Annotated in this window: 12 protein-coding genes; 2 read left to right on the forward strand and 10 right to left on the reverse strand. The window is 59.0% G+C overall.

Annotated elements, in window-relative coordinates:
• Positions 1-19: 19 nt before the first annotated feature.
• From B8783_RS09935 to B8783_RS09960, 6 genes are all read right to left on the reverse strand, one after another.
• Complete coding sequence (locus tag B8783_RS09935; RefSeq protein ID WP_084419982.1) at positions 20-1,585, reverse strand: ABC transporter permease/substrate-binding protein; 1,566 nt, start codon at positions 1,583-1,585, stop codon at positions 20-22.
• A complete protein-coding gene (locus tag B8783_RS09940; protein WP_233355734.1) occupies positions 1,582-2,352 on the reverse strand; it encodes an ATP-binding cassette domain-containing protein in 771 nt (256 codons plus the stop codon). Before B8783_RS09940 ends, B8783_RS09935 begins: the two co-directional genes overlap by 4 nt.
• Before the next feature lie 84 nt (positions 2,353-2,436).
• Positions 2,437-2,655 carry a DUF3126 family protein gene (locus B8783_RS09945; protein ID WP_233355735.1) on the reverse strand — a complete coding sequence of 73 codons (219 nt, stop codon included), beginning with the start codon at positions 2,653-2,655 and terminating at the stop codon, positions 2,437-2,439.
• 74 nt (positions 2,656-2,729) lie between these two features.
• Complete coding sequence (locus B8783_RS09950; RefSeq protein ID WP_084419983.1) at positions 2,730-3,119, reverse strand: hypothetical protein; 390 nt, start codon at positions 3,117-3,119, stop codon at positions 2,730-2,732.
• Positions 3,120-3,183: 64 nt separating this feature from the next.
• Complete coding sequence (epsC, locus tag B8783_RS09955; protein ID WP_084419984.1) at positions 3,184-3,987, reverse strand: serine O-acetyltransferase EpsC; 804 nt, start codon at positions 3,985-3,987, stop codon at positions 3,184-3,186.
• A gap of 76 nt (positions 3,988-4,063) precedes the next feature.
• A complete protein-coding gene (locus B8783_RS09960) occupies positions 4,064-4,666 on the reverse strand; it encodes a PilZ domain-containing protein (protein WP_084422036.1) in 603 nt (200 codons plus the stop codon).
• A 156-nt stretch (positions 4,667-4,822) separates the two neighbouring features.
• On the opposite strand from B8783_RS09960, the gene B8783_RS09965 reads away from it, so the two are divergent.
• Complete coding sequence (locus B8783_RS09965) at positions 4,823-6,463, forward strand: choline dehydrogenase (RefSeq protein WP_084419985.1); 1,641 nt, start codon at positions 4,823-4,825, stop codon at positions 6,461-6,463.
• On the opposite strand, the gene B8783_RS09970 is transcribed toward B8783_RS09965, so the two are convergent.
• The 4 genes from B8783_RS09970 to B8783_RS09985 all read right to left on the reverse strand — a co-directional run bounded on the left by B8783_RS09970 (position 6,460) and on the right by B8783_RS09985 (position 12,150).
• On the reverse strand, positions 6,460-6,996 hold the full coding sequence (locus B8783_RS09970) for a hypothetical protein (protein WP_084419986.1): 537 nt from the start codon (positions 6,994-6,996) through the stop codon (positions 6,460-6,462). The genes B8783_RS09965 and B8783_RS09970 overlap by 4 nt on opposite strands.
• 158 nt (positions 6,997-7,154) lie before the next feature.
• Positions 7,155-10,277 carry an efflux RND transporter permease subunit gene (locus B8783_RS09975; protein ID WP_084419987.1) on the reverse strand — a complete coding sequence of 1,041 codons (3,123 nt, stop codon included), beginning with the start codon at positions 10,275-10,277 and terminating at the stop codon, positions 7,155-7,157.
• Between the two features lie 9 nt (positions 10,278-10,286).
• Positions 10,287-11,477, reverse strand: a complete 1,191-nt coding sequence (locus B8783_RS09980; protein ID WP_084419988.1) for an efflux RND transporter periplasmic adaptor subunit — start codon at positions 11,475-11,477, stop codon at positions 10,287-10,289.
• Positions 11,470-12,150 (reverse strand): TetR/AcrR family transcriptional regulator, encoded by a 681-nt coding sequence (locus tag B8783_RS09985; RefSeq protein WP_084422038.1) that lies wholly within the window; start codon positions 12,148-12,150, stop codon positions 11,470-11,472. Before B8783_RS09985 ends, B8783_RS09980 begins: the two co-directional genes overlap by 8 nt.
• A 182-nt stretch (positions 12,151-12,332) precedes the next feature.
• Between B8783_RS09985 and B8783_RS09990 the strand changes: the two genes are divergently transcribed.
• Positions 12,333-12,962 (forward strand): nitroreductase family protein, encoded by a 630-nt coding sequence (locus tag B8783_RS09990; protein ID WP_084419989.1) that lies wholly within the window; start codon positions 12,333-12,335, stop codon positions 12,960-12,962.
• Positions 12,963-12,970: the final 8 nt, after the last annotated feature.

Here is a 12,970-nt window from a genome sequence, read left to right on the forward strand (position 1 = left end):
CAGAAATGGTCGCCCGTTTTTAGTCTTCGGGGTCAAAGATTTGATCGTACAGCCAGGCCCCGGCTTCGCTGACGCTCTGGCGATCAATATCAACCTTCGAATTGGCCTGGCGCATCAGTTCAGTGCTGATTGCGCCGTCCAATGGCTGCAGGGCATTCAGAAGCGCTGTATTCTCGCGCGCACCCGGTGAGACCAAAACGAACGCGTCATAGGGCGGCAAAACAGACCGCGTGTCTTCAAGCAGTGTCAGGTCATACGCATCGATCCGCCCGTCAGTCGTATAAGCCGTGATCAGTCCGACTTCGCCGTTCCGGACGGCGTCATACATGAAGGCAGAATCCATGCTGCGCGGCGTGAGACTATCGAGGCCATACGTGTCTCGCGTCCGCGCCCATTCCGAGCGCCCGAAAAATTCCGGATCGCTTGCGATGGAGAGCGGCTTTCCAGCAAGATCATCAATCGTCGACAGACCAAATTCGCTCGCCGTCTCAGCGCTGGTTGCCAAGGCATAGGCATTTTCGAAACCGAGCTTTCCAAACGCAAGAACGCCGCGCTCGTCGAGCAACCAGGCGGTCGTTTCAGCATACATAACCGAGCGTTGGGCGGGTTCATCACGTTTCATCAACGCCGCCCAGATTGTCCCGGTATAGTCCACATAGACATCGATCGAGCTGCTCGCGAGGGCATCAAAGGCGACCGTCGTGCCCAGCCCATCACGGATTTCGACCCGCGCGCCCTGCTCCTCAAGAACCCGCTTCAGCAGGTCTGCAAGAATATACTGTTCGGTAAATCCCTTGCTGCCCACCGTGATGATTTGTCCTTCCAAGGATGCCAGCTCAACACCGGGCGCTGCGAGGTTCGCGGCTGGCGCACCGGTCCGGGCTGACGACGGATAGAACACGGTCAGCGCCGGCAAGATGATCAGGAAGAGCCCGACAAGCCCCGCCCCTGCCCTTAGACGAGAGCGATCACGGGCTGACTTTTCGAATTGCGCGATCACCTGATCCAGCGCGAGCGCCAGCGCGGCCGAGACAAGACAGCCAAACAGCACAGCGCCCCAATTACGGGTCTGCAGTCCCTGGAAAATATAGTTGCCGAGACTGCGGGCCCCGACCGGCGTCGACAGCGTCGCCGTGCCGACAACCCAGGCTGATGCGGTCCGCAGACCGGCAACGATGACAGGCGCGGCCAGCGGCAAATCAATCTGGCGCAAGCGCTGATTGGCCGTCATGCCGACGGCGAAGGCCGCCTCGCGCACATCCGCATCGACGCCCTGCAGGCCAACGATCGTATTGCGCAAAATCGGTAGGATCGAATACAGCGACAAGGCTGCAAAGGCGGGCCAGAAGCCGATCATGCCGCCCATCAAGGGCACCATCAACGCAAGCAGCGCGATCCCCGGAATGGTCTGAATGACACTGGCAGCTCCAAGCGCCGGACCGGCAAGCTGTTTTCTCCCGGCAGACAGAACGCCCAGCGGCAAGGAAATCATGAGGCCTGTCAGCAAGGCCCCCAGCGCGAGCTTCAGATGCCCGGCATAATGGCCCGGAAAGACCGCCCACTCTTCTGCAAACAGCCCGCTCAATGCACTTTCGCCTCAAACGCCCGCGAGATGCCCGCAGCCATTTTCTTGGGTGCCTCCAACAGCGTTTCGACCGTCTTTGACGCCGGCGAGGCAATAAGCTCTTCCGGTGTGCCGATTTGAACGATCCGACCACCGTCCATCACCGCGATCCGGTCCGCCAGGGTCAGCGCTTCGCCAAAATCATGGGTCACAAGAACGAAAGCAAAGCCGAGTTCACCGCGCATGCGAACGATGTCGTCAATCAGGGCCGACTTGGTCAGCGGGTCCAGTGCGGCAAACGGCTCGTCCATCAGGACGACCTCCGGTTCACCAGCAAGCGCCCGTGCCAGACCTACACGCTGGCGCTGCCCGCCCGAAAGCTCAGAAGGATGGCGCGCACCATAGTCAGCCGCTGGCAGGCCAACCATATCCAGCAATCTCTCCAGCTTCGACGATTGCCGGTCCTTCTCCCAGCCAAGCAGCTGGGGCGTGACCAGCACATTCTCCGCGACCGATTTGTGCGGGAAAAGCCCGGCATTCTGAATGACAAAGCCGATCCGGCGACGCCATTCATGACCGGGCATGTCGAAGGCGTTCACACCGCCCAGACGGACTTTGCCCTTATCCGGCTCAATCAACCGGTTCAGCATTTTCAGTGTTGTCGTCTTGCCGCAGCCGGAATGGCCGATCAGCGCCAGCGTTTCGCCTGCATCCAGCTCGAAGCTCACCTCATCCACGGCGACCGTGTCGCCGAAAAACTTTGAGAGCCGTTCGGCGGTCAGTAGCATGGCAGATCACCGCATCCGCAAGCAGGCCGCCTAAAGCGAAAAACCCCACAGACTGCGGATGGGCCAAAGATCAAAGCTAAATTCCTATCCGGAAAGGTCTTCAGACAGAACCGTCATCTGGAACTGGTAGGACGTCTCGCCCTCATCGACATCCTTATAGATGACCGCGATGAATTCGGCGCCAAGATAGGCTTCAACCGAGTCATCCGTCTGCGATCGGGGAACGAGGCGAATGCCAGGATTCAGCTTCTCTTTCAGGTACGTTTCCAGCCGCAGCATCTCTTCTTTATTCATCGTGCTCATCTTTATCTCCTAATGGTCGCGCTCACGGCTAACGCAATTGACGAGCCGCTTAAATGCTAAAGACCCTACTTTTCTCAGTTGCTGTAATAAGTCGGCGGTACGTCGTCTTCTGGCTCTATAATAGGCGGCGGGTCGTCCGGCTCTTCGGGCTTTTTCTTTGGATTGGCGATCCGCCACATGATCTTGAGAATCCAGAACAGAAACTCGATCACCGCGCGCGCAATCAGCGTCATGATAATTCCGAAGATCGTGTTCTCATTGACCAGCGTGCGAAACAGAAACTTGCCGCGATCATTCATGTCCGGATCGCGGATTTGCCCTTCGATCCAGTTTGTGAAGTCCGACAGCCGATTGAGCATGTCAGGAAAGAATGCAAACCCCAGCATCATCAAAATGATGACCATGAAAAAGGTCGCAACGATCTTCGACGAGACGAGCGTAAACCCGCCAAACAGCTTCATCATGTTGCCGTCCCTATAGCTGGCCCGCCCCCGTTTTAAGGGAAAGCGCTAAGCTTAGCCAGCCAGACTATTTCGCATCTGGAATCGTCTGATCCATATTGCGCGCAGGCGCACGGCTTTCACCGCCCACGGGACGCGCCGGAACGCCGGCCACAGTCGTGCGCGGCGGAACATCTTTCAGAACCACACTGCCGGCGGCGATCTTTGCCTCATCGCCGATCGTGATATTTCCCAGCACCTTGGCGCCCACCGAGACAAGAACGCCCTTGCCGATTTTCGGATGGCGGTCGCCAACTTCCTTGCCCGTCCCGCCAAGAGTGACCCCCTGAAGGATCGAACAGCCGTCGCCAACGGCAGCTGTCTCACCGATCGTAATGTCCGTTGCGTGGTCCAGCATCACCCCGACGCCCATTTTCACCGCCGGATGTATATCGACGCCGAAGCGTTCGCTTGCGCGCGATTGAAAATGGAAGGCCAGTGTCTCGCGGCCCTCCCGCCACAACCGATTTGCGATACGCTGGGTCTGCAGGGCGAGATAGCCTTTGAAAAACAGGAATGGCTGCAGCAGTCCGCGGCACGCCGGGTCCCGCTCCAGCACAGCTTGCATGTCCAGTTCCGCGGCTTCCACAAGCGCATGCTCGTGATCATAGGCATTTGCGATCACCTGACGGATCTGCTGCGCGCCCATTTCCGGGCCTGCCAGCTTTTCAGCCAAATGAAACGCCAATGCCTGACAGAGCGTGTCATGCGACAGGATTGCTGCATCAATATAGCTCGAGAGCGTTGGCTCATCTGCAGCTGCTGCACGCGCTTCGAAACGCAGGCGCTTCCATGGCGGCGGCGGAGCGCCAATGTCAGGATTGTCGACCATAGTGAAACCTGTTTGCGTCTGTCTGCGACTTGAAATGGAATGCGAAGCGGGCCGCTTCAACCCTTCCCTCGCGTTTTCAGCGCTTCCCATGCCCGGTGATATAGCGGATCGCAAATCCGCTGCGCAGCGTCCTGACGACTTCCCCTGTGAGGCTTCCAACCGTCACGATCTCGCCAACATGCGGCGCCGGACCGTCCGCAGTGAACGCAGCTCCAGTCAAGGAAATATCAATGGTTCGGCACTGAATGACCCGGCCGTCTGCGCGCGTCACCAAAGCAGGGCCGCCGCCAGCATGTCTTGGCGCGACGCGCTCATCCGACAGGCCAAGCTGTTTGTAATTGCAAAGCCATGTCAGCCGGTCCGCAATCTTGCCCAGCTTATGCGCTGTGCTGAGGAACCGCACCGCAAATCCATCATCTGTGGGCCGAATAACTTCTGCCTCGAGGCGCCCCAGATCATCCAGATAGCAGACAATTCGTTCACCCGCCGACGGCTTTACGTCGGCTCGAAACGCGGCACCACCACAGGAAATGTTCACAACGACGAGACTGAGATCATCGGCGCCGTCCATCAGGAAACGGCCACCCAGCGCTAATTGAACACGCTTGTTGAGGCGGCGGTCCTTCGCCGTCTCTGTACGCGCCAAACGCCTCACCCTGCCGGGCTGTGCAGTTTCCATCATCGCCTCCTGGCTGTCCCCAAACAAGCCTGGCAAATCAGCCGACCATTCCACAATTTAGACAGCTTTTGTTCACAAATGGTTGAAGGTTTCGACAAAGCTGACACTATCGTCATTTATTAACGAGAAACGAAGAATTTCTGGAGGATGCCAGCCATGGCGAAAGAAACGTTTGACTATGTCATTGTTGGCGCGGGCAGCGCCGGCTGTGTGCTTGCCAACAGGCTGAGTGCAGATCCTGACATCAAGGTCTGCCTGGTTGAAGCCGGCGGCAAGGATAATAGCTTGATGGTCCGCATGCCGGCCGGTGTCGGCAATCTGATCAAGGATGCCGGCCCTCAGAATTGGGGCTTCTACACGACTCCTCAAAAACACATGGGGGATCGCAAGCTCTGGTGGCCCCGCGGCAAAGGATGGGGCGGCTCCTCCTCGATTAATGGCATGGTCTATATTCGCGGCCATGCACGTGACTATGACCAGTGGCGGCAGATGGGCCTGAAAGGCTGGAGCTATGAAGATGTCCTGCCCTATTTCCGGCGCTCGGAAGGCTATCGCGGCGACGCATCTGTTCACCATGGCGTCGACGGACCGCTTGTGGTTGAGGAAAGCCCGCTCGACTCGGTCGCCTATAACAGCTTCATCAAATCCGGCCAGCAAGCCGGATACCCTTACACGCCAGACTTCAACGGCGCGCAGCAGGAAGGCGTCGGCCCCTATCAGCGCACGATAAATGACGGCGAACGCTGGAGCGCGTCATTTGCCTATCTGCGCCCCATTTTGAAAAGCCGACCAAATCTGACGGTCCGCTCAACCGCGCTCGTCAGCCGGGTGGTTTTCGAAGGCAAGCGGGCGATTGGTGTTGAGACCGTGGCCAAGCCTGGCGCGCAACCCGAAATGATCCGGGCCGAGCGCGAAACCATCATTTGCGCAGGCGCAGTGCAATCCCCGCAAATCCTGCAACTGTCGGGTATCGGCGCGGCGGCGGACCTGTCTGCGCATGATATTCCAGTCGTGGTCGACAGCCCCGATGTCGGTCGAAACCTGCAGGACCATCTCGACGTGTCCGTCGTTCACAAGATGACGCAAAAACTTTCAGCCTATTCACAGCAGGCTGGCCTCAAGAAGATCGCCGTCGGCCTGAATTACCTCATCCGCAAGCGTGGCCCCGGACGGGACAACTTCCTGCAAGCTGGCGCATTCCTGAAATCGCGCGAAGGCCTCGACCGCCCGGATCTGCAGCTTCACTACGTCAACGCCATGATGATTGATCACGGGCGCACAGCGGTCGAAGCGGACGGGTTCACCATCCATGCCTGTCAGCTGCGCCCAGAAAGCCGCGGCACGATCAAACTCGCGAGCTCAAACCCGTTCGATCATCCGCTGATTGACCCGAACTACCTCGCCACTGAGGAAGACCGGCGCGCCATGCGCCAAGGCGTCCGGATCAGCCGCGACATCGCCCGCCAGGAAGCCTTCAACCATCTGCGCGGTGAAGAATATATGCCAGGTGAAAGTGTCCAGACCGATGCGGAAATCGACGCTTTTATCCGGGAGAATGGCGAAACCATCTACCATCCGGTCGGCACCGTCCGCATGGGAACGGACCCTCACGCCCCGCTTGATGGCAATCTGAAAGTTCGCGGCGTGGACGGCTTGCGCGTCGTCGACGCGTCCGTCATGCCAACCTTGATCGGCGGAAATACCAACGCGCCGACCATCATGATTGCGGAAAAAGCTGCTGATCTGATGCTCGGGCGCAAATCCCCGCTGCCGGCAGATATGTCTGAGCCCGCCTAGGCGGCGTCGAGTTTGGCGTCCCAGACGCTGCGGATATGAACATCGGCCTCCGGGCCGAGGTTCAGCCAGGCCAGCCGGCCCGATGTGGCATTGGCGATCATCACCTGATCGCCAGACACGATCGTCGCCTGCAGCTTTTCGCGTAGCTTGTTTTGCTTGATCGACGAGCGCAGCGCCCAGACGCCAGGCATGATCTCGGCGAATTTGCCCAGTCGGTTGAGAACGCTGATCAGCTGCATTTCGCCGGTGCCGGTCAGGCGGGCAATGATCAGATAGTTGGACACTTCGGCGGCCGTCGTTTCGGACTCCTGCGTGCGCATATGGAACATCTCAAGCAGAGCCGGGTGTTGTTCGGCTGCGAGAAACGCCCCGCCATCTCCGTCGGCAATCTTGGTGCCCGGCCGAATGCGGCGCTCATAGATGAAGGATTGCATCTGCCCCAGCGTATAGGGCCCGTAAACCGTACCGCTAACCAGCACCCGCCACTGCGGTGGGTCAATTTTAGAAAGATCGAGAGCTTTCTGAGCTGACATGAATTCCTACCTGTCTTTCGACATCCTATCTGCAGACAAACCCGATCATGCGCCCAAAGGGTAATCAGCAGGTTACGCACGCAAAGAAAATACAGGCGTTTGCTGCATGATTACTTGGCAGACTCGCCGCAATAGATGGCACGCAAGATGCGAGCGCCCTATTCAGCAGGTTTTGGCGAGTAATTGCTACGCCCCCGAAGAGAGCGATAAAGCCTGCGAATGGGCTTCATCGTCATGATCCGATACGCCGCTGGCGTGAAATAGAGCGCCAGCAGGGCCGATCCTGCAACGCCGCCAGCAATCGCCGTCGCTAGCGGTAACCAGAAGACATCTCCGGTCAGGATGATCGGCACAAATCCGCCCATTGTCGTCAAGGTCGTCGCCACGATGTGACGCGTCGCGTCGACGACGATTTCCCTCTGCGCCAGCACGTCATCGGCCCGCGCCGCCGCACTCCCCTGCAGAAGTGACAGGACCACAATCGAACTGTTGATCGAAATACCCAGCAGCCCCAGAGCACCGACGATCGCGTTAAAGCCGAGCGGCAGGTTGAACATCCACACCCCGCCAAAAGCGAGCCCGACCGACAGAAAGCCCGTCACCAGGATCAGCAGGGACATCCGGAACGAATTGAAGACCAGCGCCACCGCGCCTGCCATGATCAGCACGAGCGGCACAGCAAGCGACATCAGATTGCCCATCGCATCAGACCGCGTCTGCGCCTCGCCGCCAATGATGATGTCATAGCCGGGCGGTGTGCTGAAGCCGGACGCCTCAAGCGATGCCTGAAATTGCTCCATCACGGGCGGCGGTAGAGAAAACGGCTCGGTAAAGCCGTAAATCTGGTTCACCCGCTGGCCATCGAGGCGCGTGATAACCGCGGTCTGCGGGTCAAGCGTAATCTCGCCAAGCGAGGCCACGGGCGTCCCGGCCCCGTTCGGGCCATTCCCAATGGTTTTCGAGCGCAGGTCTGCCAGTTGCGACCGGCGCGATTGCGGCGCGATGACACGAACCGGAATTTCCTCAATGCCTTCCAGGATCGATCCGGCAGGAACCCCATCCAGTTCAGCCCGCACATCATTTGCCAGATTGGCCAGCCGTTCACCGGACATGGCGGTCAGCGCTTCGTCCGCGCGTATCGTCAGTATGGGCGCGCCCATTTGCAGGCTGGCCTGGGTGTAGGTGATGCCTGGCGTCGCAGACAGGATCTGACGGCTCTCATTGCCAAGCCGGTTCAGGATTTCGAGGTTATTGCCGCGGATGAAATATTCGATAGGCGCGTCGACGGGCGGGCCTTGCTCGAAGGGCAGCGCAAGGAATTGCGCATCTGGGAACTCGACACGCAATTCGTCCTGGATCTGGCGCACCATCAGCCGGGTCGAACGGCTGTCAGACAATTGCACCCAGCCCGCCGCAAAACCCGGCACGCCTTGTGTATTATTGAAGGAGTTATAGTAGACGCGCGGCGCAGGCGCCCCGAGCGTGAAGTTCACCATCTCAACGTGCGGATAGCCTTTTAGAAGTTCAGTCGCTTTCAGCGCGGCGCGCTCTGCCTCATGGATCGTTGCGGTCGGCGGTAGCGAAATCTCAACCTGAAACTGGTCGCGCTCGGTCTGAGGGAAAAATTGCAGCGGCAGACTGCCGCCGAGCATGAACCCGCCAATCGCCGGGACAAGTCCGATCGCAAGCCCAAGAACCGGAAAGCGAAGTATGGTGCCGATGGTCCAGCGGTATCCGTCGGTTACGGCATCGATTGAGATGCCATCGCGGAACCAGTTCTTCCTGTCGGTTGGTTTGCGCGCCCGGTCAAAACGCCCCGCCATGAAAGGAATGATCGTCATTGCCACCAGGAAGGACGCTGAGACAGAGAAGATCACCGAAACGCCAATCATCCCGATAAACTCACCGGCGCCGCCTGGCATCAAGGCGATCGGCGCGAAAGCCAACGCCGTCGTCAAGGTTGAGGCGAAGAGCGGACCGAACAATTTGCCGATTGAGATGTCGATGGCATCGATAATCGAATGTCCACGCCCGCGCTCCTGATCATACTCATCGTAGACTACGATGGCGTTGTCGATCAGCAGACCCAGCGAGATCACCAGCCCCGTCACCGACATCTGGTGCAGCGGAAAGTCGAAGATCTTGAACAGGATCAGAACCAGCGCCACCGTCAGCGGCAGGGCCGTACCCACGACAAAAGCAGCCCGCCACCCCATCACAAGGAAGAGCGCCAGAAACACGATCAGTGACGAGTAGAGCAAATTCTTCGCAAGGCCATTGAGGCGTTCGCCAGTATATTCGCTCTGGTCGAACAGGACCCTGACATCGATCTCGGCCGGGGAGCCGGCTTCGAACTCGGCGATCAGTTTGTGGGCGTCGTCAGCCCATTGATCGACCCGCCGGTTCGATTGAATGTAAGCGCTTACGACGATTGATCGCTGGCCATTGGTCAAGTTCATCGCCGTCGCAGGGTCTTCTATTCCCTTGCGAACATCTGCGATATCTCCCACCCGAAGGGCTGTCCCATTGTCACGCTGGATCAAGGGGACAGAGCGTATGCGCGAAATCCCGTCAAAGGCCCCGCCTATTTCGACTCCAACATCGGCCGTATCGCCGCGCACCTGCCCGGCGGGGGCTCTCGCATCAGCCGTCGAAATCAGTTGCGCTGCCTGGTTCATTGAAAGCCCGGCTGCCGCTAGCGCCTCAGGGTCTATGACAACCCGAACCTCTTCTTCCGGCAGACCAAACGTCTCTGTTTCCTCGGTCCCCGGCAGATTCTGGAAACGATCAGACAGGTTGCGCGCATACCTCGACATGACCGCCAGTTCCGGCTCGCCCTCCCCCGTCCAGACAAGGCCGACAAGCATCGTCGACGCGCCGACATATAAGCGTCGCACGTCAGGTGTGCTGGACCCAGGTGGCAGATTTGAGCGCGCGCTTTCGACCTTGCCCCTGATAAGCGTCCAGGCGTCATCGACTTCGGCTTCCGACAGGTCTTCATCGATCCGGATCGTGACCTGTGAAACGTTCTGGCGCGAGACTGACTGAACTTCCTCAACTTCCGGCAGCTCGCGTATCGCGGACTCAATCGGGTCTGTGACCGTTGCCTCCATGCGTTCTGCATCAGCGCCGGGCAGCGTCGTCAGCACAAACCCATAACGCTCGATCAGCGTCGGGTCTTCCTGACGGCCGAGGGTCAGGATCGAGCCAGCCGCGCCCGCAAGCGCCACCAGGATGAAAAGAACGCTAAGACGCGGCAGACGATAGAAGAGCGTGCGCATGGCCGGGATCTATCCTTCCACGTCTGTGGCAAGGGCGGTTGGCGAAAGCCTTGGCAGCACTTGTTGTCCCGGCGTGATGCGTTGCAGGCCATTCAGGATGACCCGATCACCGTCGGAGACAGCGCCGCGGACATAAGCGCGCTCGCTTTCGCTCTGGATCACTTCAACAAGGCCGGGTTGAGCTACCCAGCCATCATCTTGCTGGCGTGCGATATAGACAGACCAGAGACCGCGCTGGTTTTCAGCGAGCGCGCTGACAGGGACCCAAAATCCCGGCTCGTTGACATCGCGCTGCATTTCCAGCCTGACGACGGCGCCGGTGGATACCTTGGACGGATCAATAATGTCGAACACGCTGGTCACCGTGCGCTGACCGGCATCAATCACGCCGGTAACGGATTTCAGACGCGCATCGACGGGCCCAAGATCACCTTTCAAAGTGTAGACCCGGCCGGGTTCGAGCTCCGCTGCCAAATTCGCTGGCAGGCCGATGCGGGCTTCGAGCGCGGTTGTTTCAACCAGCTCAAAGACAGGCACGCCGGGCGAGGCGATCGCGCCTTCGTCATAACGCCTTTCCGTAATGACACCGGGATAGGGCGCGGTGATACTTGATAGATCGATCTGAACCTGAAGCGTCGCAGCTTGCGCTTTCGCAGCATCGATACGCGCCTGCGAGGTTGCGGCCTGAGCGCGCGCTTCATCGACGCGCTGCTGGGCAACATGCCCCTTCTCCAGAAGGGTCTGCTGACGGTCCACCGTCGTCATAGCCAGCCTGTGATTGGCCTCTGCCTCTTTCACCTGTGCCCGCGCCGATGTCAGCTGGGACCGCAAGGCGCGCGTGTCGAGCGCGGCGAGTAACTGCCCATCGGTCACCCGGTCGCCGACATCAACATTCAACACAGCGATGCGACCGCCAGATGAAAAACCAAGACTGCTCGACCGCCGGGCATTCACGATGCCTGTAAATTGCTCGTCGAGACCGAGTGTCGACTGGATACGCACGGGCATCACATCAACGCCGAGCGGCGCTGGCGCTTTGGTTATCACGAGCGGACCTTCGCTGGAGCGCTGGCTTAAAACAAAGAGGGCGAGGCCGATTATCGCGACGGCGATAACCGCAATGAAGAGCAGGCCTTTTGCCAGATTCGGGCTCGGCTCACGCTTGGGCGGGCCGGATGGATGTGTCGATTGATCAGACATTCGAGGCCTCCCCAGCCTTGATGAAATCTACATTTGGCCGTTCGAGGCTTCGGATCAGAAGGTCGGCGTGGAAACTGATGAAATCGGCCTGAGACAGTTTTTGCGGCATTCCCTTAAGGAGCGGAAACTCCGGTAGGTGGGCGATCATCATCGAAAGGCCATGCATCGAGGCCCACAAAGATTTTGCCGCGTCGGTCGGGTCGAGGTCCTCACGCAAGTGTCCTTCGCCGATGCCTTCGGCCATCATTCCGCACAGGACTTCAAACGCTCTGCGCTTGTTTGTGTCATCGTAGCCGTGCTCAGGCAGGTCGCTGTTCAGGACAATGCTGGAAAAAGCGGCGACGTAATGGTGAGGCTTCTCGATCGCCAGGACGATATAGCCACGCACACATTTGCGGGCGCGGACCAGAAACGGTTCGTTTCGATCCACGATCTCGTGGACGCGTTGAAGCAAGCGACCAAAAAACGTCTCCTTGAGTTCCTCAACAAGGTCGTCTTTTGAATTGAAGTATTTGTAGATCGCAGCCGGTGAATAATCGATCTCGTCCGCGATCCGGCGGATCGACAGTCCGGCCTCGCCTTCCTGGGCGAAGACACGTTCGGCGGCATCGAGGATCGCCCCGCGCACCTTGATACGGCGCCGCTCCGCCGGAGTTATTTCAAGCTCGTCCATACCCTGCCCGCCCGCTTTTGACATCCGATCATAGCCCGGATTTGCCATAGAAGCAAAGCCTGTTCATTTTGTGAACACTGTTCACTTATAAAAGTGCGTTCACCCGCACAAATGACATTGCCTCAAGGAAATCTGCGGCGCCCGACCTATGAACGCGGCATGGCTCAAACTATGTAGTGGCCATGACAAATATCTTTCCGCCCGCCCCGACCGTCGGCACGCCAATGTTGCCGGTTCGGCCTTCGCAAGAGACCCGCGAATTTCTTGCCCTCAGACGCTCTGCCAACAAGGCGTGTCTCGGCAGTCCGGGCCCCACGCCGTCGCAGCTCGATGAGATTATCGCTGCCGCGACACGCGTGCCAGATCATCGCCGACTGTCTCCATGGAAGTTCATCGTTTTTGAGGGCGATGCCCGCCGCCAGTTCGGGGACGCTGCCGCCGAAGTCCAGAGAAGTGAAGACCCTGGTCTCGATGCCGGGGCATACACATTCACAGCCGGTCTGCTGATGCGGGCGCCAACTGTCGTTGCGATCATTTCATCGCCGACGGAAGATGGACGCACACCTGTCTGGGAGCAGGAATTATCCGTCGGCGCCGTCTGCCATAATTTGTTGCTCGCGGCGAACGCCGCGGGATGGGCAGGCTGCTGGCTGACCGAATGGATATCCTTTTCCAAAGGCATCGACCGCCTGCTTGGACTTGCAGAAAATGAGCGTGTCGCAGGCTTCATCTATCTCGGCACCGCCACAATGAACCCACAGGAACGCGCCCGCCCCGAAACAGCGCAGCTGATCACGCGCTGGGCCCCATAGGTCCGAGG

The sequence above is a fragment of the Henriciella litoralis genome (genome assembly GCF_002088935.1).
In the GTDB taxonomy this organism is placed as follows: Bacteria; Pseudomonadota; Alphaproteobacteria; order Caulobacterales; family Hyphomonadaceae; genus Henriciella; species Henriciella litoralis.